General features: G+C 35.3%; 22 protein-coding genes. 16 read left to right on the forward strand and 6 right to left on the reverse strand.

Going from position 1 to position 20,517, the window contains the following annotated elements:
• Positions 1-8: 8 nt before the first annotated feature.
• From rplR to eno, 14 genes are all read left to right on the forward strand, one after another.
• Complete coding sequence (gene rplR, locus KKG99_04265) at positions 9-371, forward strand: 50S ribosomal protein L18 (protein ID MBU1012195.1); 363 nt, start codon at positions 9-11, stop codon at positions 369-371.
• A gap of 5 nt (positions 372-376) precedes the next feature.
• Positions 377-895, forward strand: a complete 519-nt coding sequence (gene rpsE, locus KKG99_04270) for a 30S ribosomal protein S5 (GenBank protein ID MBU1012196.1) — start codon at positions 377-379, stop codon at positions 893-895.
• A 9-nt stretch (positions 896-904) separates the two neighbouring features.
• A complete protein-coding gene (gene rpmD, locus KKG99_04275; protein MBU1012197.1) occupies positions 905-1,087 on the forward strand; it encodes a 50S ribosomal protein L30 in 183 nt (60 codons plus the stop codon).
• 26 nt (positions 1,088-1,113) lie between these two features.
• Complete coding sequence (gene rplO / locus KKG99_04280; protein ID MBU1012198.1) at positions 1,114-1,560, forward strand: 50S ribosomal protein L15; 447 nt, start codon at positions 1,114-1,116, stop codon at positions 1,558-1,560.
• Positions 1,561-1,566: 6 nt separating this feature from the next.
• Positions 1,567-2,925 (forward strand): preprotein translocase subunit SecY, encoded by a 1,359-nt coding sequence (secY, locus tag KKG99_04285; GenBank protein MBU1012199.1) that lies wholly within the window; start codon positions 1,567-1,569, stop codon positions 2,923-2,925.
• Between the two features lie 10 nt (positions 2,926-2,935).
• Positions 2,936-3,712 (forward strand): type I methionyl aminopeptidase, encoded by a 777-nt coding sequence (gene map, locus KKG99_04290; protein ID MBU1012200.1) that lies wholly within the window; start codon positions 2,936-2,938, stop codon positions 3,710-3,712.
• A gap of 4 nt (positions 3,713-3,716) precedes the next feature.
• Complete coding sequence (infA, locus tag KKG99_04295; GenBank protein ID MBU1012201.1) at positions 3,717-3,935, forward strand: translation initiation factor IF-1; 219 nt, start codon at positions 3,717-3,719, stop codon at positions 3,933-3,935.
• A 54-nt stretch (positions 3,936-3,989) separates the two neighbouring features.
• A complete protein-coding gene (gene ykgO / locus KKG99_04300) occupies positions 3,990-4,106 on the forward strand; it encodes a type B 50S ribosomal protein L36 (protein ID MBU1012202.1) in 117 nt (38 codons plus the stop codon).
• A 40-nt stretch (positions 4,107-4,146) separates the two neighbouring features.
• Positions 4,147-4,527, forward strand: a complete 381-nt coding sequence (gene rpsM, locus KKG99_04305; GenBank protein MBU1012203.1) for a 30S ribosomal protein S13 — start codon at positions 4,147-4,149, stop codon at positions 4,525-4,527.
• A 42-nt stretch (positions 4,528-4,569) separates the two neighbouring features.
• A complete protein-coding gene (gene rpsK / locus KKG99_04310) occupies positions 4,570-4,959 on the forward strand; it encodes a 30S ribosomal protein S11 (GenBank protein MBU1012204.1) in 390 nt (129 codons plus the stop codon).
• A gap of 55 nt (positions 4,960-5,014) precedes the next feature.
• On the forward strand, positions 5,015-5,620 hold the full coding sequence (gene rpsD / locus KKG99_04315; GenBank protein MBU1012205.1) for a 30S ribosomal protein S4: 606 nt from the start codon (positions 5,015-5,017) through the stop codon (positions 5,618-5,620).
• A gap of 44 nt (positions 5,621-5,664) precedes the next feature.
• Positions 5,665-6,657, forward strand: a complete 993-nt coding sequence (locus KKG99_04320; protein MBU1012206.1) for a DNA-directed RNA polymerase subunit alpha — start codon at positions 5,665-5,667, stop codon at positions 6,655-6,657.
• A gap of 5 nt (positions 6,658-6,662) precedes the next feature.
• Positions 6,663-7,265, forward strand: coding sequence for a 50S ribosomal protein L17 (rplQ, locus tag KKG99_04325; protein MBU1012207.1), 603 nt, complete (start codon positions 6,663-6,665; stop codon positions 7,263-7,265).
• 99 nt (positions 7,266-7,364) lie between these two features.
• A complete protein-coding gene (eno, locus tag KKG99_04330; GenBank protein MBU1012208.1) occupies positions 7,365-8,660 on the forward strand; it encodes a phosphopyruvate hydratase in 1,296 nt (431 codons plus the stop codon).
• A 102-nt stretch (positions 8,661-8,762) separates the two neighbouring features.
• On the opposite strand, the gene KKG99_04335 is transcribed toward eno, so the two are convergent.
• From KKG99_04335 to alaS, 4 genes are all read right to left on the reverse strand, one after another.
• On the reverse strand, positions 8,763-10,853 hold the full coding sequence (locus KKG99_04335) for a DUF4981 domain-containing protein (protein MBU1012209.1): 2,091 nt from the start codon (positions 10,851-10,853) through the stop codon (positions 8,763-8,765).
• A 392-nt stretch (positions 10,854-11,245) separates the two neighbouring features.
• Complete coding sequence (locus KKG99_04340) at positions 11,246-12,670, reverse strand: hypothetical protein (GenBank protein MBU1012210.1); 1,425 nt, start codon at positions 12,668-12,670, stop codon at positions 11,246-11,248.
• 5 nt (positions 12,671-12,675) lie between these two features.
• Positions 12,676-13,839 carry a hypothetical protein gene (locus KKG99_04345; protein MBU1012211.1) on the reverse strand — a complete coding sequence of 388 codons (1,164 nt, stop codon included), beginning with the start codon at positions 13,837-13,839 and terminating at the stop codon, positions 12,676-12,678.
• A gap of 195 nt (positions 13,840-14,034) precedes the next feature.
• A complete protein-coding gene (gene alaS / locus KKG99_04350) occupies positions 14,035-16,647 on the reverse strand; it encodes an alanine--tRNA ligase (protein MBU1012212.1) in 2,613 nt (870 codons plus the stop codon).
• 136 nt (positions 16,648-16,783) lie between these two features.
• On the opposite strand from alaS, the gene KKG99_04355 reads away from it, so the two are divergent.
• Together KKG99_04355 and KKG99_04360 are read left to right on the forward strand one after the other, a co-directional pair.
• A complete protein-coding gene (locus KKG99_04355; protein ID MBU1012213.1) occupies positions 16,784-17,749 on the forward strand; it encodes a M23 family metallopeptidase in 966 nt (321 codons plus the stop codon).
• A gap of 29 nt (positions 17,750-17,778) precedes the next feature.
• Entirely contained in the window at positions 17,779-18,135 is a 357-nt protein-coding gene (locus KKG99_04360; protein ID MBU1012214.1) for a MerR family transcriptional regulator, read from the forward strand.
• On the opposite strand, the gene rfaD is transcribed toward KKG99_04360, so the two are convergent.
• Both rfaD and KKG99_04370 read right to left on the reverse strand, forming a co-directional pair.
• Positions 18,132-19,097 carry an ADP-glyceromanno-heptose 6-epimerase gene (gene rfaD / locus KKG99_04365; protein MBU1012215.1) on the reverse strand — a complete coding sequence of 322 codons (966 nt, stop codon included), beginning with the start codon at positions 19,095-19,097 and terminating at the stop codon, positions 18,132-18,134. The two genes, KKG99_04360 and rfaD, sit on opposite strands and share 4 nt — an antisense overlap.
• Before the next feature lie 13 nt (positions 19,098-19,110).
• A complete protein-coding gene (locus tag KKG99_04370) occupies positions 19,111-20,223 on the reverse strand; it encodes an alkaline phosphatase (GenBank protein ID MBU1012216.1) in 1,113 nt (370 codons plus the stop codon).
• Positions 20,224-20,517: the final 294 nt, after the last annotated feature.

Here is a 20,517-nt window from a genome sequence, read left to right on the forward strand (position 1 = left end):
TTAATAGAATGGCAATAAAAGATAAAAGAAAATTCAGAAGATTGAGGATAAAACTTGGAGTTAGAAGATCCATTGTTGGAACTCTTGAAAGACCAAGACTTACTATTTTTAGAAGTAATAAGGGAATTTACGCCCAATTGATTAACGATTCTGATGGAGTTACTTTAGCCGCTGCATCATCAACCAGCAAAGGCATTGCAGAAGCAAAGATTACCAAAATCGAACAAGCCAAATTGGTTGGTAGCCTTCTTGCAGAAAAAGCAAAAGAAGTTGGAGTTGAGTCAGTTGTTTTTGACAGAAACGGTTATTTGTATCATGGTAGAGTTAAATCTTTAGCTGACGGTGCTAGAGAAGGAGGTCTTAAATTTTAAAAGTTATGGCAAATTTAAACGAAAATAGAGTAAAGACTAGCGAAATTGAATACAAAGACAGACTGGTTAGTATTCAAAGGGTTACTAAAGTTACCAAAGGTGGTCGTACATTCAGTTTCTCGGCAATTGTTGTTGTTGGAAATGAAAACGGTGTAGTAGGCTATGGTTTGGGAAAAGCAAAAGAGGTAACTGCTGCCATTGCAAAAGGAATAGATGATGCCAAGAAAAATTTAGTTAAAGTTCCGATTTTAAAAGGTACTTTACCTCACGAACAATATGGTAAATATAGTGGTGCTTATGTATTCTTGAAACCAGCTGCTCCCGGAGCCGGTGTTATCGCAGGTGGTGCTATGCGTGCTGTTCTGGAAAGTGTCGGAGTAACCGATGTTTTAGCAAAATCAAAAGGATCGTCAAACCCACACAGTGTTGTTAAGGCTACCATTGACGCTTTGGTTAAACTGAGGGACCCTAAAACAGTTGCACAAATGAGAGGTGTTAGTTTAAGTACAGTTTTCAACGGATAAAAACCTGTAATGATGAAAAAATTAAGAATAGAACAAGTTAAAAGCGGCATTGGACGGACAGAACGCCAAAAGCTTACGCTCCAGGCATTAGGCTTGAAAAGAATGCATCATACAATTGAAGTAGTTGGAACCCCGCAAATTCTGGGAATGATTGCAAAAGTTGATCATCTGGTTAAAGTGGAAGAAGTTTAATTTTAGAAAAAATAATTTGATATACGATGGATTTAAGTAATTTAAAACCGGCAGAAGGTTCGACCAAGAACAGGAAAAGAATCGGAAGAGGGCAAGGATCAGGCAGAGGCGGAACAGCTACAAGAGGTCATAAAGGTGCCCAATCAAGATCTGGCTATAGCCGTAAATTTGGTTTTGAAGGCGGTCAAATGCCTTTGTATCGACGAGTTCCTAAATCTGGATTTAAGAACGTTAACCGGAAGGAATACCACGGTGTCAATATCGATACTTTACAACAATTAGCCGAGACAAAAAATATTAAAATTATTGATTTAAATGTTTTAATTGAAAATGGATTGGCTTCAAAAAACGAGCTGATTAAGATTTTAGGTCGTGGCGAATTAAAAGCCAAATTAGAAGTTAGAGTTCATGCATTTTCGGAATCAGCTATTAAAGCGATCGAAGCTCAAGGTGGTGTTGCAACAAAAATTTAAGATTAAATGAAAAGATTAATCCAGACAATTAGAAATATTTATAAGATTGAAGATCTTAGAAAACGAATTTTATATACCCTCGGAATATTATTGATATACCGTTTAGGTTCTAAAGTCGTTATTCCCGGTGTCGATCCTGATATGTTGGCGAATCTGCAAAACCAAACTGAAGGTGGAATCTTAGGATTACTGAATATGTTTTCAGGGGGTGCCTTTTCTAATGCGTCAATCTTTGCTTTAGGAATCATGCCTTATATTTCCGCATCGATTGTTATTCAATTGTTGGGAATGGCAATTCCTTATTTTCAAAAACTTCAAAAAGAAGGTGAGAGTGGAAGAAGAAAGATTAATCAGATTACTCGATATTTAACTGTGTTAATAACTGGTTTTCAGGCTCCTGCGTATATCGCAAACATGATATCAAACTTGCCGCCTGAAGCGATTTCACCATTCAATCCAAACATCACATCACCCACTACCTTTTTCTGGATTTCGACCGTAGTGATACTGATATCAGGTACTATGTTCGTAATGTGGCTTGGTGAAAAAATTACAGATAAAGGAATCGGAAACGGTATTTCATTAATTATTATGATCGGAATTATAGCCAGATTGCCATTTGCATTAGCTGGTGAATTCTTTTCAAAAATGGAAGAAAAAGGTGGAGGCCTTGTATTCTTTGTTGTTGAAATAGCAGTGCTTGTTTTCGTAATATTATTAACCATTTTATTGGTGCAGGGAACCCGGAAAATTCCGGTGCAATATGCAAAACGGATAGTTGGAAATAAACAATACGGTGGAGTTCGTCAGTATATCCCTTTAAAGGTAAATGCTGCGGGTGTTATGCCTATCATTTTTGCACAGGCTATTATGTTTTTGCCTTTAACACTGGCCGGATTTGCAAATTCGGATTCGCTTAGTGGTTTTGCTCAGGCTTTTACAAATGTGAATGGGTTCTGGTATAATTTGGTACAGTTTATAATGATCATGCTTTTTACATATTTCTATACTGCTATTACTGTTAATCCAAATCAAATGGCAGAGGATATGAAGAAAAACGGTGGATTTATCCCCGGAGTAAAACCAGGAAGAAAAACTGCTGAGTTTATTGATAATGTGATGTCGAGAATTACCTTACCCGGTTCTATATTTTTAGCCATGGTAACTTTATTGCCTACCTTGGTAGGATTGATGGGAGTAAGCCAGGCATTTGCAATGTTTTATGGTGGTACTTCACTATTAATTTTAGTAGGTGTTGTATTGGATACATTACAGCAAGTTGAAAGCCATTTATTAATGCGTCATTACGATGGTTTGACCAAATCAGGCAGGATTAAAGGCAGAACCGCAGGCATTATGGGCTAAGAAATATTGTATGATACAATATAAGAATAACGAAGAAATTGAATTAATAAGAGAAAGTTCTTTACTTGTTGGAAAAACTTTAGCAGAGGTTGCCAGGCACATCAAGCCCGGAATCGAAACCCGAAAGCTGGACAAAATTGCCGAAGAATTTATTCGCGATCATGGTGCATTACCAGGATTCAAAGGATACGGTGGATTTCCCAATACCTTGTGTATATCAGTGAATGAAAATGTAGTTCATGGTATCCCGGGGAAAAGGAAACTTAAGGATGGAGATATCGTATCAATTGACTGCGGAACAATTTTAAATGGATTTTATGGTGATTCGGCCTACACTTTCGAGGTAGGAGAAGTAAAAGAAGAAATCAAACTTTTGCTTAAACGAACCAAAGAATCACTTTATAAAGGAATTGAAGTTGCAATAGTTGGTAAACGAATTGGGGATATTGGATTTGAAATCCAAAATTATACTGAACAATTCGGATATTCAGTGGTAAGAGATCTGGTTGGACATGGTTTAGGACGAAATTTGCATGAAAAACCTGAAGTTCCCAATTACGGGAAAAAAGGGGTGGGGATAAAACTTAAAGAAGGAATGGTATTAGCAATCGAGCCCATGATTAATCTCGGCGTAAAGGATGTAGTTCAGGAAAAAGATGGTTGGACGATCAGAACGTTAGATCGGATGCCTTCAGCTCATTTTGAGCATGATGTTGCCATTAGAAAGGGAAAAGCTGAAATCCTTTCTACATTTGAATTTATAGAAGAAGTTTTAAATATTAAATAGAATTATGGCGAAACAAACATCTATTGAACAAGATGGTACTGTAATAGAGTCCTTAGGCAATGCAATGTTTAGGGTTGAACTCGAAAACGGGCACATCATCACAGCTCATATCTCTGGTAAAATGCGGATGCATTATATTAAAATATTACCGGGCGATAAGGTTAAGCTTGAAATGTCACCGTACGATTTAACCAAAGGAAGAATTACATTTAGATATAAATAATATAACAAGAGAAATAAAGCATATTGGATTAATAAAACATTTAATTGAAATAAAATGAAAGTTCGAGCATCGATTAAGAAGAGATCTCCCGAATGTAAAATCGTTCGTAGAAAAGGAAGATTATATGTGATTAACAAAAAAAATCCAAAGTATAAACAACGTCAAGGATAATAAAGACATTAAATTTAAATTAATTACAATTATTTGATATATGGCTAGAATAGCGGGTATCGATTTACCAAAAAACAAAAGAGGCGAAATAGGTTTAACCTATATCTTTGGCATAGGTAGAAGCCTTGCACAACACATACTTACCGAAGCAGGAATTGACTGGAGTAAAAAAGTTGAAGATTGGACAGATGATGAACAAAACAGCATCCGTACCATCATAGGCGAAAGGTATAAAGTTGAAGGCGGTCTTCGCTCTGAAATTCAAACCAATATTAAGCGGCTCAGGGACATTGGTTCGTACCGTGGAATCAGGCATCGTTTAGGTTTGCCATTGCGTGGACAAGGCACCAAAAACAATGCGCGAACTCGTAAAGGAAGGAAAAAAACTGTTGCAAACAAGAAAAAGGCAGTTAAAGGTTAATAGCTAGTTTTTTGACAAGAAAGATCGAAACATTATAACATTATGGCAAAAAGTACCAGAAATACTAAAAAAAGGGTCGTTAAAGTTGAGCCAATCGGAAAAGCTTTCATTCAGGCATCTTTTAATAATATTATTATTTCTCTAACCAACAATTCAGGACAAGTAATTTCCTGGGCTTCTTCAGGCAAGATGGGGTTTAGAGGTTCGAAGAAAAATACACCTTACGCAGCCCAAATGGCAGCTGAAGATTGCGCTAAAGTTGCGTTTGACCAAGGCCTCAGAAAAGTAAAAGTGTATGTAAAAGGTCCTGGTGCAGGTCGTGAATCTGCAATCCGAACATTACATGGACAGGGAATTGAAGTAACTGAAATTATGGACGTAACCCCATTGCCACATAATGGCTGTCGACCCCCTAAAAGACGTAGGGTATAATTTTAGGTTTATTTCAACAGAAGATTTTTATAACACAAAAGTAAATTTGTAAAACATGGCAAGATATACAGGCCCAAAATCAAGAATTGCACGTAAATTCAAAGATCCAATATACGGACCAGATAGAGCATTCGAGAAGAAAAACTATCCTCCTGGACAACACGGTAACTCAAAACGCCGTAAAAAACAATCCGAGTATGGAATTCAGCTTCAGGAAAAACAAAAAGCTAAATATACATACGGTATTATGGAGCGTCAATTCCGCAATACTTTTGAAAAAGCCAGCAGCAAAGCAGGTATTACTGGTGAAGTTTTACTTCAATTAATCGAATCAAGATTAGACAATGTTGTATATCGCTTGGGCGTTGCTCCAACCAGGAGTGGTGCGCGTCAATTGGTATCTCATCGTCATATCACAGTGAATGGGGCAATTGTTAATATTCCTTCATACTTGGTGAAAGAAGGTGATTTGATAGGTGTTCGTGAGAGATCTAAAACACTTGAAGCAATTACCAATTCATTAACCGGCCGCTCTAATCCTTATTCATGGTTAGAATGGGACGATGCAAAAATGACCGGGAAATTTATGAATTATCCGGCTCGTGAAGATATTCCTGAGAATATCAAAGAACAACTAATCGTGGAGTTATACTCTAAATAATAGCTTGATTTTATTAATTATTTGACAACAAATAAAACAAAAATATGTCGATTCTAGCATTTCAAAAACCTGATAAGGTAATCATGATCGAAGCTGATGAATTCAAAGGAATCTTTGAATTCCGTCCTCTGGAACCGGGCTTCGGTATAACAATTGGTAATGCATTAAGAAGGATATTGCTGTCTTCCCTTGAAGGTTATGCAATCACTTCTATCAAAATTGAAGGCGTTGTTCAGGAATTTTCAACGGTGAAAGGTGTTGTGGAAGATGTTTCTGAAATCATCCTCAATTTAAAAAAAATACGTTTTAAACGCCAAATCGAAACTGAAACCTCCGAAGAGGTTCATGTTGTTATCGGTGATCAGGACTCGTTTAAAGCTGGTGACATTAACAAATTTTTATCTGTTTTTCAGGTATTAAACCCTGAAGTAGAAATTTGCCATATGGATCCTTCTATTAAAGTTTCAATTAATTTAACAATTGAAAAAGGACGTGGTTATATTCCTGCCGACGAAAACAAAAAGGTGAACACACCAATCGATACTATTTTTATTGATTCGATTCACACACCAATTGTTAACGTAAATTACAGAGTTGAAGATTTTAGGGTTGAACAGAAAACCGACTATGAAAAGCTTATTTTGGAGCTTACCACAGATGGATCAATTCATCCTAAAGAAGCATTAAAAGAAGCTGCCAAAATACTTATTCATCATTTCATGTTATTCTCCGATGAGAAAATCACTTTAGATACAGAAGAGAAAACAGTAACTGAAGAATTTGATGAAAATTCATTGCATATCCGTCAGTTATTAAAAACCAAACTTGTTGATTTAGATCTATCAGTTCGCGCACTGAATTGTTTGAAAGCTGCCGACGTTGATACCTTGGGCGATTTGGTTTCATTTAACAAAAATGACCTCTTAAAATTCAGGAATTTTGGCAAAAAATCTTTGACTGAGCTTGAAGAACTTGTAAAAGTTAAAAATCTCGAATTTGGGATGAATACAGCAAAATATAAATTAGATAAGGAATAATAGAAATGAGACACGGAAAGAAATTCAACCACTTAAGCAGAAAGAGTGCGCATAGAAAAGCAATGTTGGCCAATATGGCTGCTTCTTTAATCATGCACAAACGAATCAGGACAACTCTGGCAAAGGCTAAGGCACTTAGGGGTTATGTTGAACCTTTAATCACAAAATCAAAGGACGATTCAACTCATTCTAGAAGAACTGTATTTAGCTATTTACAAAGTAAAGAAGCGGTAACTGAATTGTTCAGGGAAGTTGCAGTAAAAATTGCTGATCGACCGGGCGGATATACCCGAATTCTTAAAACAGGCAACCGACTTGGTGATAATGCAGAAATGTGCTACATCGAATTAGTTGACTATAATGAAAACTTGTTAGTTGAAAAAGCTCCAAAAGCTAAAGCTTCAACAAGAAGAAGAGGTGGAAAGAAATCAGCAACTCCAAGTTTAGCGGCAGCTAATGTTGTTGAAGCAGAAGTTGTAGATACTGTTAAAGAGGTTAAGGAAGAAGTTTCAGTTTCTCAAGAAATTGCAGAAACACCGGCCGAGGATACCATTGAAGAACCTAAGGCTGAAGAAGCTGAGGAATCAGCAGAAGAAGAGCAAAAATAATTACGATTTTAGATAATATTAAAAGGATAAAGTATCTTGCTTTATCCTTTTTTTATACCATTTAATTGGCTAATTTTGATCTTATTTCTAATCAAAATTATGAGTCAAATTATTAAGATTATCGCAAGACAGATTTTGGATTCCAGAGGAAATCCAACAGTCGAAGTTGATGTTTATACCGATTCAGGTGTTATTGGCCGTGCTGCAGTTCCATCTGGGGCTTCAACAGGAATACATGAGGCCGTTGAGCTGCGTGATAACGACAAAGGTGTTTATATGGGGAAAGGCGTTTTACAAGCCATCCAAAATGTAAATACAACAATCAATGACGAACTTCAGGGTTATTATGTTACCGATCAAAATGAGATTGATAAACGCATGATAGAGCTTGATGGAACTCCAAACAAGAGTCACCTTGGAGCTAATGCCATTTTGGGCGTTTCACTCGCTGTAGCTCATGCTGCCGCACAGGAAACCAGTCAGTATTTATACAGATATGTTGGGGGGGTAAATGCCAACACTTTGCCAATTCCAATGATGAATATTCTGAACGGCGGATCGCATGCCGACAATAGCATCGATTTTCAGGAATTTATGATTATGCCGGTTGGGGCTGCTTCATTTAGTGATGCTTTGCGGATGGGTACCGAAGTATTCCATAACCTCAAAGCTGTTTTGAAAAAGGCCGGATATTCAACCAATGTTGGTGATGAGGGTGGATTTGCACCAAATCTTAAATCGAATGAAGAAGCGGTTACTGTGATCTTAGAGGCAATAAAAAATGCTGGTTATGTAGCAGGAAAGGATATTTACCTGGCACTGGACCCTGCTTCGTCAGAATATTTTATTCCTGAAGAAAATGTGTATCACTTAAAATGGTCGACCGGTGAAAAATTAACACCAGCTCAAATGGTTGATTTTTGGAGTAGTTGGGTAGAAAAGTATCCAATTATTTCGATTGAAGATGGGATGGCTGAAGATGATTGGGCCGGATGGAAACTGATGACCGAAAAACTAGGAAAGAAAATCCAATTGGTAGGCGACGATTTGTTTGTTACAAATACAAATCGTTTAAAACAAGGGATTGATTCGGGTACGGCCAATTCAATTTTAATTAAAGTCAATCAAATTGGGACTCTTACAGAAACAATCGATGCGGTGAATATGGCTCATAAAAATGGGTATACAGCCGTTATAAGTCATCGTTCAGGTGAAACTGAAGATACAACGATTGCCGACCTTGCTGTGGCTTTAAATACAGGACAAATTAAAACAGGATCAGCAAGTCGTTCCGACCGTATCGCGAAATACAATCAATTGCTACGTATCGAAGAGTTGCTTGGTGATCAGGCAAGATATCTTGGAAAAGATTTTAAATATGCGAATAAGGCTTAATTAAAGCCGTAAACTTAATTAAAAGAGCACGATTCGAAAAGTGAATCGTGCTCTTATTTTTAAATCAATCTAAACTTATTAGCGTTATATTTTGTGGAAAATCTAATTCGGAAAATTTAATTGTACCTGAACCATTTCAAAACCTGATGGGATTAATCCACTTTTTTCGCGTGTACTAAGGGTGACGTTCAGGATATATTCCTGTCCTGGTTTTAACTTTAGCGATGACATTTCTAATCTGATCAATTTACTGGATTGTGCCGGAATTGATTCTTTGGCTATATTTCCATATAAAATAATTTTACCTTCCGATTTTATGTTCCATGAAATTAGAAAATCACTTAAATCAGTAAACGAATAATTGTTCTTAAGCCTTATTTGGCCCGTTCTTGGGTCAAATCCCAGAATTTCTATATTCTGATAACCTTTTTTAACTTCTGCATAAGCCGGTTTTAAACTTCGATTACCATATACGATTCCTGTATTATTATCTTCCCAACTCTCAATAAACCCTCCTTGTAGTGTTTTGTGTTTATTAATAGCCGTCCAGTAATTTCTCATCTGTTCAATTTTGTTCTCAGTTGAGTTAATGTATTCAGAAATGATCAGTGGTTGACTTGGGTTTTCTGTTGCATGTTTAATGATCTCATCAATGGAAGGATTGATAGGTGCTGCAATATCAGCGAATGAATTCTTGCCAAGTTGCTCATTTTGAACAGGCCGTGATTTATCCCTGAGTTTAATCCATGAAAAATTATTTAAAAAATTGTTTGCTCCTCCGGCTTTATTAACAAGCGACCAGATAATTATACTTGTAAAATTTTTATCACGTTCAACCATTCGGATAGTTCTGTCTAAATGTGCCTTCTTAAGTTTTTGATTCGTCGCATTCGAAGGATCGATGATCAACTCATCCAATTCAATATTGGCCTCGTCAATCACATATAAACCATACTCATCGCACAATTCATACCAGAGCGGATCATTGGGATAATCACTATTTCGAACGGCATTGATATTTGCCTTCTTTAATAATTCAATATCTTTTAGCATGGATTCGCGGCTGTTGTTATAATCAGGATTGTGTTCATGGCGGTTAATTCCTTTTAAGTAAATAGCTTTTCCATTTAGGTTAAGCTGACCATTTTTAATTTCAATTTTTCTAAATCCGATATATGTTGAAATACTTTCCTGAATGTTTCCGAGGGCATCTTTCAAATTAATAATTAATGAAAAAAGAGCAGGATTTTCGGCAGACCAATGGGTAGCTTCAGGAACCAGAAATTGATAATCCAATTTCCGCTTACCTTCAAGCATGAATTTGTGTTTTTTTGAATAAAATTTGCGTCCTCTTTGCAAGTAAATTTCCAAATTCAATGTTTCCTTGCGATAATTCAAATTATTAGCGTCAATTTCAATATTTAAAACCCCATCTTTATAATTGTCGGTAAAATCAGCTGTAGCAAAAAAATCCTGAATTTGAAGATTTGGTCTGGCATAAATATAAACTTCACGATCAATCCCACTATATTGCCATAAATCCCGATCCTCAAGTAATGACCCATCGCTCCATTGGTAAACCTCCAAAGCAATAATATTTTCTCCGGCTTTTAGATACTTTGTGATCTCAAATTCAGCAGGAAGCTTTGACCCTTGACTGTATCCAACTTTTTCGCCATTTAACCAAATATAAAATGCCGAACGGACAGATCCAAAATAGATATAAATCCTCCTATTAAGCCAATCATTTGGTAAAACGAATGTTTTTAGATAAGAGCCAAGCGGATAATGATCTTCAGGAATATAAGTAGAATCTTGATTCGCTATATTCTCAGGTGGACCATTTAAGGATCTGAATCCTTGGAGTTTCCAACTTTCCGGTACCACAATATTTTGCCAGGAACTAAAATCAAAATAGGGCTTGTAAAATTCAGATGGCCTTTGGCTTGGGTTTTCCGACCATTTAAATTTCCAATTTCCATTGAGCGATTTAAACCATTTTGAAGCTGATTTATTATTGGCGACTGCTAATTCTTGTGATTCGTATGGGAAAAAATGAGCCCTTGGTTCAAGCTTATTTAACTCAAAAATTTGAGGATTTTTCCAATCAGGCAAACTTTCTTGGGAAGAAACTTTGGTGCTAATTACAAAAATAAAAAAGCATATTAGATAAAATATATATCTTGTATTCATTTATTTTTAAAATTAAACTACACCTATCAATTTCATGTGAAAAAAACCTTCAGTGCAGATCACTATAAAAGCTGTTTTATCTTAAACGTTCAAAATTACTATTTATCGCCCAACCACTGAAATTTAAATAAACCAATTCTAGGAACTCTTATTTACTGAAATTATAATATTTATGATATAAATAATTTTTAACTCAACAATATCGACTTATATAATCTGATAACTCAAGTTTTTATTTCCCTATATTGAATAAAAATAAGCTAATTTAATAACAGTTTAAGGGTAGTATATTTTAAATATGAACTATTAAATGTGGATTATTTATCCAAAAATAAAACTCAATCATGCTATTAAATATGATTGCGTTTTATAATTTTTTTTTGAAATAAGCTTTATTTGGGACGATAAAGTATGCGGTTTCCATTTTGATAAATGGCAACGAATGCATCAGCGAGTCCATTTCCCTTTAGTTGCTTGCTATAAGCCACAGCATCGTCGTATAGTTCAAAATAACCAGCCGAATAACGATAAACTCCATTTTGAGTTGAAACAAAAATTTGTTTACTTATATAATACTTCACGCGTAAATCTGGAATATTGGTAGCAGGCTTTTGTGAAGCCATGATTTGCACTGTATAAAAAATACCGGTTTGTGGAATTTGAATTATTTCAGTACTCAGCGTATTTGAATTAACATTTTCAGCTACAATACCTTGATTCACGCCACCCGCCATTAGATTCGGTTTTTTAACACCTGTTATAAAATGTTTACCTTCATCGATGGTAATAATTTCGCTTGGAGGAGGAACTTCTTCTCTAATGTTTGAATTTATATCCTTAGCATTAGTGGTTTTTTGATCCCTAAAACTATTTTGGGGGTCATATTCAGCAACTTTTGGTAAGTTGGCGGATACACTTCTTCTTCCCCAGCCTTTTTTATTAGAATCAATTTGTTTTTTTCGAGCTTGATCTGCTTCTTCCCTTTGCTGTCTATTTTGTTCTTTATCAATAACTCTTTGTTGATACTTACGTTGTTTCTCTAAATCCTTTTCAAAATTGCTGGCATTAGATGAGGATCCTGAAGAAAAATTACGATTTGATCCGAAAAGTTTAAATGACAATCCTAATGAAGTATATAAAAAAGGATCATTTGCACCATTACCTTCAGTATAGGCATCTAAGTTATCTGAATTTGTTATGTGATAAACCGATTCTAGATTTAGGCCAATATTAGGGCTTAAGGTAATGTTAACGCCCAATCCAACAGGAAATACAGTTGAAGGTGTCCATGCATTACCTCCGTCTGGAGATACCCCATATTGTTCAATCACACTATCGTCTGTAGTATTTCTTAAAGTAGTCATCCAGTTTGTAATTCCAAAGCCAGCTAATGCATAGACGTTTATTGCACGATCGGGTCTAAACCCGAATAAAGCATTACTGAAATTAAAAGTTGTATATAGATTAAATTCTGTAAGATCAGCATCAAATTTGAGATTTGCAGGATCTCCATTAGGCCAATTAATAACTGTTCCATGAATCTTTGTGCTTAAAAATTGAAGCCCTACACTGAAAATTGGAGAAAACTGTTTCCTGAAACCAAGTCCAAATCCCATCTTCCAATCTTCTTGGAAAGGAGACTTCGAATGAACATCGCCATAGAATAGAGTTGGTCCGACGTTCACATTCAGATTTAGATTATTAAAAAAATGATTATTGTCTTCAATATAAGACTGTCCTTTTGTAGAAACAGGGCAAAGGAAGATACTAATGAATAATCCACTCAGAAATAATATTTTAATCAATCTTTTTTCCATAATAATTATTTACAATATTTCCCAAGACTTTCAAGAGCGGCTCCAAATCCTAAATCGAAAGCTTTTTCCCAATCAGTACATGCTCCGGTTAAATCATTAATATAAAACCGAGCTACTCCTCGATTATAATAATTTTTAACCCAATTTGAATAGTGCATTATATTTGTTGGTTGTAAATCGATGGCTTTATCAAAGTCTTCAATCGCGCTTCCAAAATCACCTAATTTTGTTTTAGCTATTCCCCGATACGAATAAATCATCGAAAAGGCAGTGTCAGACTCTGATTCAATAGCTTTGTCGAAATCTACAATGGCTTCATCATAATTACCTGCCTGATATTTTAAAAACCCCCAACTATAAAAACTATTATAATCTTTAGCATTGGTAGTTTTTGTTTCGATATTATAAACTTCAGAATCTCTTATAAATTGCTTAAACTGGTAATACTTCGCTTCATAATAGGATACATCAAACAAATTCGGAGCATTATTTGGATCAAGATACCATGCATTAAGTGATTGTTTTGAGAAAGATCTGATTATTTTAAAATGCACAACTTCTTTTCCCTTTTCCTGGATAGGTTTTACGGCAAAAATAAGATTTGCCGCATTATAACTTGTTTGATTTTGAGTAGCTTGTATTCTGGCAACAATTCTGTTATCAAGAATGTCAGGATCGTAATCATGGATCCTATCTGCACAAAAAACTCCCATGTCTACAGCGTAAGCATTATTAAATGGAACATCTCGTGGTAATACTTTAATCAGGTTTTCAGCTTTAAAAACGAAAAACTCAACTGACTTGAATGAGCGCCATCCTTCTTGAAGGATCGGAAATTCATAATCTCCATCATCGTATATCAGTATGAGTACATTATATTGTTTTTTGTCGATCAATACTTTTTTTAATTGTATCTGCTCAAAGTTTTCACTTCCTAATTTTTCTCTTGGTGTAGGTCTTTTATTGGTTTTGAAATCAGCATAAGGGATTTTGTTTTTTAAACTGGTCCATTTGCCATTGTCTTGCAATGACCATCCAATAACGTTATCAAGGATTGATTGAACGCCGCTGATTACGGAAAAATTAATTTCAGTACCAGCCGCAGGCTGTGATATTAGCGAAGCAAAAGGAAATATGATGATGAAAAGAATGATCAGTGTTTTCTTCATTTGATTCGTTTTTGACGTTTAATGAGATGACAATAATCTATGAGAGAAATTATTGTTATGTACAAGTAAATTTATAAAAAAAAAAGTCTAAACCTATATCTTTATTGCAATATAATGCAAATTTTATCAACATAAATAGTTAACAGAGTGAACACTAAAAGAATTGATACAAGAAATGACTTCCTATATAATTGGTTATAAGAGAGATGTTATTTTAGCTAGTGCTTTGTCAATCCCATTTATATCAGAACCCCCCGCAGTAGCCAGATGAGACTGTCCACCTCCACCACCTTTAATTTCCTTAGCAATTTCCCTAATCATTTTTGAGGCGTCAAGTCCTTTCTCTGTGATAAGTTTTTCCGAGATCATCAAACTAAGGTTTGCTTTCCCATTATTTTCACTTGCTAATAATAATACCATTCTGTCGATTTCTTTATTCAATGAAAAAGACAGATCCCGAATGCTTTCCATATCAAGATCAACCTTCTTTGAGATAAGATTTATTCCGGATATTTCAATTGCCCCTTTTTTGAGTTCTTCTAATATTAAAGCCGCTTTGCCTTTATTAAAACTTTCAACCTGTTTCAATAATTGTTGATTCTGTTCAATTAGTTTCTGGATGGCCTTGAACAGATCCTTAGGATGCTTGAGTAATGCACTGATGTTATCGAGTGTTTTTTCTTTTTCCTGATAGTAGGCTAAGGCCACATTTGCTGTTATTGCTTCAATTCTTCTGACACCTGCGGCAATTGCCCCTTCTGATATTATTTTAAACAAACCAATTTGACCGGTATTGGCTACGTGAATTCCTCCACATAATTCGGTTGAGAAATTTTTATCAAAGCGGATTACGCGGACATTGTCGCCATATTTTTCGCCAAATAATGCCATGGCACCCATTGTTTTTGCTTCGGCAATAGGTAAGTCATTAAAAATTTCAATCGGAATATTTTCTCTTATTTTTGCATTAACAATCTCTTCTATCCCTGATAATTCTTCCTCGCTTAATTTTGAGAAATGGGAGAAGTCAAATCTTAATCTTTGAGGTTCAACTAAAGATCCTTTTTGTTCAACATGTGTTCCCAAAACATGACGAAGTGCTGCATGCATTAAATGAGTGGCACTATGATTGTTTGCCGTTAGTTGACGATCGGCTTTAACAACAGCCGCTTTTACAATTGTATCATCCGGAATTAAGAATTCATTTGTTAGATGTATGGTGAGGTTATTGTCCTTTTTGGTATCAAAGACTTCAACATTTTTGTCATTAAAATAAAATTGCCCTTTATCACCTACCTGCCCTCCTGATTCAGCATAAAATGGAGTTCTGTTTAATACTACTTCAAAATATTTTTTATTCTTTGCCTCAACCTTTCGATATTTTATGATTCTCGCATCGGCAGTAAGTTCGGTATAACCTAAAAATTCTGTTTCGTTCTCTTGTTCATTTAATATTATCCAGTCATCAGTATTTACGGCTGCAGCTTTTCTTGAACGGTCTTTCTGTTCAAGAAGCCTTTCTTCAAATCCGATCATATCAACTTTCCATCCTTCCTCGGTGGCCATGAGTTGGGTTAAATCAATGGGGAATCCAAATGTGTCAAAGAGTTCAAAAGCGAAATTGCCATCAATGGTTTTATTCTCATGGTTTAGTAAATATTGTTCAAATCTCTTCACTCCCTGAGCCAGTGTTCTTAAAAATGAAAGTTCTTCTTCTGCAATAACTTTTCTTACTAATTCCTGCTGAGCCTCAAGATTTGGAAATACATGTCCCATTTGTTTTACCAGGATTGGAACCAGATCATTAATAAATGGTTCATCAAATCCTAAAAAGGTATATCCATACCTGATTCCTCTTCTGAGAATTCTTCGAATTACATATCCTGCGCCAGTATTCGATGGCAATTGTCCATCTGAAATAGCAAAACTTACCGCTCTTAAATGATCGGCTATAACCCTCATAGCTATATCAACTTCTTGATTTGCCCCATATTTTTTATTTGATAAATGGGCGATTTCTTGAATAATGGGTTGAAATATATCCGTGTCATAATTTGATTGAACTCCCTGTAAAACCATACTCAATCTTTCAAATCCCATTCCTGTATCAACATGTTTGGCAGGTAATGAAACCAGCTCTCCATTAGCTTTACGGTTGAATTCGATAAATACCAAATTCCAAATTTCTATCACCAAGGGATGGTCTTTATTAACTAATTGATCGCCGGATATTTTTTCTTTTTCTGACTTGTTGCGTATGTCAATATGGATTTCAGAGCAAGGTCCGCAAGGTCCGGAGTCGCCCATTTCCCAGAAATTATCTTTTTTTGATCCAAATAATATGCGATTCTCAGGAACAATTTCCTTCCAAAAATTTAGGGCTTCATCGTCTTGCGTAAGTTTATCTTTATCGTCTCCTCCAAAAACCGTAATATAAAGATTTTCAGCAGGTATTTTATATACTTCTGTCAGTAGTTCCCAGGCCCAGGCAATAGCTTCTTTTTTGAAATAATCTCCAAACGACCAATTACCCAACATCTCAAACATAGTATGATGATAGGTGTCGCGTCCAACTTCTTCCAGATCATTGTGTTTTCCGGAAACACGCAGACATTTTTGGGTATCCGCAATACGTTTATTTATTATGGCTGAATGTCCTAGAAAAATATCCTTGAATTGGTTCATCCCTGCATTGGTAAACATTAATGTAGGATCATTTTTAATCACCATCGGTGCTGATTCAACGATCTGATGACTTTTTTGCTCAAAAAAATCTAAAAATGCCTGTCTAACCTGATTTGAGTTCATCCTATTATAACATTTTTTAACATTTGCTTGTTAACTATTATCTTTTAACAGATTGCAAATTTAGTTTATTTAATTAATTTTGCACAGTTGCCTGTTTTATTCTAACAAAATAAGAGATTGCTCGTTAAACAGAAAAATGTTCAAAGCCAAATATAAATACAATCCGAAAACCTTGTCGTACGAAAGGGTAAAACTTACACCTAAAGGTATGGCGACTAAGTTGTTATCTTATATGGCCACAGGTGGTTTATTTGCAGTAATTGTAATTGTTCTGGCATATAATTTCTTTGAATCCCCAAAAGAAAGAGCTCAGAGTAGAGAAATAGAGCAATTTAAGTTACAGTATAAAATTCTGGATGATCGTATTGCACAAATGACAGACGTGATAGAAGATATGCAAGATCGAGATGATAATATTTATAGGGTAATATTAGAGGCTGAACCTATTCCGAATTCAGTTCGAAAGGCGGGATTTGGCGGTGTTGACAGATATGCAAAGCTTGACGGATATCGGAATTCAAGCACTATAATTGAAACGACAAAGAAATTAGATCGTCTTACAAGTCAGATATATGTGCAGTCAAAATCATTCGATGAATTATTCGATCTTGCAAAAAACAAAGAAGAAATGATGTTGCACATTCCGGCGATTCAACCAATAAATAAGAATAAGGGTCAGATTATTTCCGGATTTGGGATGAGGTTTCACCCAATCCTTAAATTTCGAAGAATGCACACCGGGATCGATATTTCGGCACCCAGAGGTACTCCTATCTATGCAACAGCTGATGGTGAAGTTAATTTTACCGGTAGACAAGGAAGTTATGGTAACACTGTAATTATTGATCATGGATATGGTTATCAGACCTTATTTGGCCACATGTATGAATTTGCGGTTAAACGCAAGGATAAAGTAAAACGTGGTCAAATTATAGGTTATGTGGGAAGTACCGGTTTATCGCAAGCACCCCATGTGCATTATGAAGTGATAAAAGACGGAATAAAAATTAATCCGGTTAACTTCTTCTATAATGATTTTACTCCTGAAGAATTTGAAAGAATACTTGAACTTGCCTCACGTGATAATCAAGTATTATCTTAAACATAGATTGTTAATTTTTCAAACTAGAAATGTTGCCTGCTAAATATCAAAAAGTTGAAAAGCTTTACTATACCATTGGCGAAGTGGCCAAGATGTTTAATGTCAATGTTTCTTTAATAAGATTCTGGGAAAAAGAATTCGAGATTATCAAGCCAAAGAAAAATAAAAAGGGAAACCGTTTATTTACCCCAACCGATGTCGATAATTTTCATGTAATTTATCATTTGGTTAAGGAAAGAGGATTTACGCTTCAGGGAGCTAAAGATAAATTGAAAGAAAATCCGGAAGATACTGCAAAGAATGTTGAAGTGGTTAAATCTTTAGAAAAAATAAAAGGGTATCTCTTGGATTTGAAGGGAAAACTTAATTCAGATAAACCAATTTAGTAATAGCTGTTTCGCGCAAGATAACCTTGAACATATTCTGTGATTCCGGCTTCTAAGGTATAGAAAGATTGATTAAATCCGGAAGCACGCAATTTTTTGATATTGGCTTGTGTAAAATATTGGTATTTATCTCTGATGTCTATTGGTGTATCAATAAAACTAATGTCGGGCTCGAGATTTAATGCTTTGAAAGTTGCGGTCGCCAAATCAAAAAACGACCGGGCCATACCGGTTCCTAAATTATAAATTCCTGAACCTTTTTGTTCTTTCATCGAAAAGCATAAGACATTGAGCACATCTTTTATGTAAACAAAATCACGCAATTGCATCCCATCTTTATATCCAGGATTGTGCGACCTGAATAATTTTACTTTTTTATTTTCCTTAATTTGACGATAAGCATGAAGAATAACCGAGGCCATGCGATCCTTATGATATTCGTTTGGCCCGTAAACATTAAAAAATTTAAACCCGGCCCAGAAAGGAGGGGTGTTCTCCTGTTGTAAAACCCATTTGTCGAATTCATTTTTTGATTTGCCGTATGGATTTAAAGGTTTCAGCTTTTTTATCATTTCATGATCATCAATATAGCCAAATTCACCCATTCCGTATGTAGCAGCCGATGATGCATAGGTTAAAGGAATCTGATACTCAGTGCAAGCATTCCAAATATCTTTACTGTAATTCAGGTTTAATTTGTTAAAAATTTCCACATTGAATTCTGTTGTATCCGTACGTGCACCGATATGGAAAATATGATCAACCGAACTGTGATTATCTTTTAACCACATAATAAATTTATCACGGTGAACTTGTTGGCGATAAGGTTTTGATTTTAGGTTTAGGTTTTTCTGAGGATCAGAAAAATCATCGACAATAGTGATATTGCCAAATCCTTTTGTGTTCATTTTGCCGACAAGACAACTTCCAATAAAACCTGCTGCACCAGTAACGACAATCATCTTTTTGAGTTTATTAATTAAGTACAAATTTAAATGCCCGGGCTATTTTTTTGAAAATATCGGTATTATCCATAATTCCGGTGAATGCCTCAGCTCCAGGGCCGTAAGCAAACACAGGAACCATTACTCCTGTATGATCATCATGAGTAAAAGCGCCTTTTACAATTCCTTCTTTGATATCCCCATCCATAATTGCATAACCGCCGGTTTCATGATCTGCAGTAATTATTACCAAAGTTTCACCGTCAATATCGGCAAAATCGAGCATGGCATTAATCGTTCGATCAAAATCCAATACTTCGCTAACCATCGTATCATTTTGATTGTCATGGGCAGCCCAATCAATTTGAGAACCTTCTATCATCATAAAAAATCCGTTCTTATTTTTTTTCAGAACCTCTATCGCTTTCAAACTGCCGATTCTTAATAAATCGCCCCGCCCGTTATCAAATTTAGGTGGATGCTTATCATAAAGAAGGCATGCAATCTTATCGCCGGAGGCAGAATTTATTGAATCCGGTGAATAAATTACCTGATAATTTCTAGCCAGAAGGCTGTCAACAAGATTTAAACTGTCTTTCCGATTAATAAAACGATCTAAGCCACCACCAATAAATACATCGATATCTGTTTTAAGATAATCAAGTGCAATTTCTTCATAATTATATCTGAGTAGATTATTTGCAATAAATGCTGCTGGAGTGGCATGGGTCACGTCACAGGCAACTACCATTCCGGTGGCAAGGTTATTTTGTTCGGCATATTTTAAAATTGATGTTCGAGGCAGACTATCGGGTGTCATCCCAATCATCATAAGATTTGTTTTGAACCCTGTTGCAATAGCAGTTCCGGCAGCACCCGAATCAGTGATCAATGCATCAGCACAATGGGTGAGAGCGAATCCTGAATAATTACATCGTTCAACACTTAAATGCCCTTTATTTGCAATATATGCAGAATAAAGTTGAGTAGTTCCCATGCCATCACCAATCATCAAAATAATGTTTTTTGGAGATTTAATAGGAGGTTCAAAACTACATGATGTTAGGATTATTACTGAAATTGATAGGTAAACTGTCCAACGAAAACCGGAATTGAATTTTATTGTTTTGTATGCTGAAGCCATGGGAGTAAAATAGATTTATAGTTAATAATTTAAAAACTTATTGCTATCATAAAACAATCATTCAAAAAAGTTGATAAACCAATTTTTCTTATACTCATCCATTTGGCTTTAACTGAACTTCTTAGGATTTTTTGTTTAACTCATGAACAATAACTTTTCTTTGATGATCTTCAAATATACGATTTTATCTCTGAATTTAGAATGCACAGAACAAACTATTCCAATACTTTTTTTATGACTGATTGCTTAAGAATATTATCTTTGTTTACTAATAAAAATCTGTTTAAGCTCTTT

Source organism: Bacteroidota bacterium (assembly GCA_018816945.1).
Taxonomy (GTDB): domain Bacteria; phylum Bacteroidota; class Bacteroidia; order Bacteroidales.

Bases quoted from the DNA above. Each gene is read 5' to 3' on its own strand.
- KKG99_04335 (MBU1012209.1), bottom strand. From the start codon at position 10,853: ATGAATACAAGATATATATTTTATCTAATATGCTTTTTTATTTTTGTA.
- rfaD (MBU1012215.1), bottom strand. From the start codon at position 19,097: ATGATTGTCGTTACTGGTGCAGCAGGTTTTATTGGAAGTTGTCTTGTC.
- eno (MBU1012208.1), top strand. From the start codon at position 7,365: ATGAGTCAAATTATTAAGATTATCGCAAGACAGATTTTGGATTCCAGA.
- infA (MBU1012201.1), top strand. From the start codon at position 3,717: ATGGCGAAACAAACATCTATTGAACAAGATGGTACTGTAATAGAGTCC.
- rpsM (MBU1012203.1), top strand. From the start codon at position 4,147: ATGGCTAGAATAGCGGGTATCGATTTACCAAAAAACAAAAGAGGCGAA.
- ykgO (MBU1012202.1), top strand. From the start codon at position 3,990: ATGAAAGTTCGAGCATCGATTAAGAAGAGATCTCCCGAATGTAAAATC.
- rplQ (MBU1012207.1), top strand. From the start codon at position 6,663: ATGAGACACGGAAAGAAATTCAACCACTTAAGCAGAAAGAGTGCGCAT.
- KKG99_04320 (MBU1012206.1), top strand. From the start codon at position 5,665: ATGTCGATTCTAGCATTTCAAAAACCTGATAAGGTAATCATGATCGAA.
- secY (MBU1012199.1), top strand. From the start codon at position 1,567: ATGAAAAGATTAATCCAGACAATTAGAAATATTTATAAGATTGAAGAT.
- rplO (MBU1012198.1), top strand. From the start codon at position 1,114: ATGGATTTAAGTAATTTAAAACCGGCAGAAGGTTCGACCAAGAACAGG.
- KKG99_04370 (MBU1012216.1), bottom strand. From the start codon at position 20,223: ATGGCTTCAGCATACAAAACAATAAAATTCAATTCCGGTTTTCGTTGG.
- KKG99_04345 (MBU1012211.1), bottom strand. From the start codon at position 13,839: ATGAAGAAAACACTGATCATTCTTTTCATCATCATATTTCCTTTTGCT.
- rpmD (MBU1012197.1), top strand. From the start codon at position 905: ATGATGAAAAAATTAAGAATAGAACAAGTTAAAAGCGGCATTGGACGG.
- KKG99_04340 (MBU1012210.1), bottom strand. From the start codon at position 12,670: ATGGAAAAAAGATTGATTAAAATATTATTTCTGAGTGGATTATTCATT.
- rplR (MBU1012195.1), top strand. From the start codon at position 9: ATGGCAATAAAAGATAAAAGAAAATTCAGAAGATTGAGGATAAAACTT.
- rpsK (MBU1012204.1), top strand. From the start codon at position 4,570: ATGGCAAAAAGTACCAGAAATACTAAAAAAAGGGTCGTTAAAGTTGAG.
- alaS (MBU1012212.1), bottom strand. From the start codon at position 16,647: ATGAACTCAAATCAGGTTAGACAGGCATTTTTAGATTTTTTTGAGCAA.
- rpsD (MBU1012205.1), top strand. From the start codon at position 5,015: ATGGCAAGATATACAGGCCCAAAATCAAGAATTGCACGTAAATTCAAA.
- rpsE (MBU1012196.1), top strand. From the start codon at position 377: ATGGCAAATTTAAACGAAAATAGAGTAAAGACTAGCGAAATTGAATAC.
- KKG99_04355 (MBU1012213.1), top strand. From the start codon at position 16,784: ATGTTCAAAGCCAAATATAAATACAATCCGAAAACCTTGTCGTACGAA.
- map (MBU1012200.1), top strand. From the start codon at position 2,936: ATGATACAATATAAGAATAACGAAGAAATTGAATTAATAAGAGAAAGT.
- KKG99_04360 (MBU1012214.1), top strand. From the start codon at position 17,779: ATGTTGCCTGCTAAATATCAAAAAGTTGAAAAGCTTTACTATACCATT.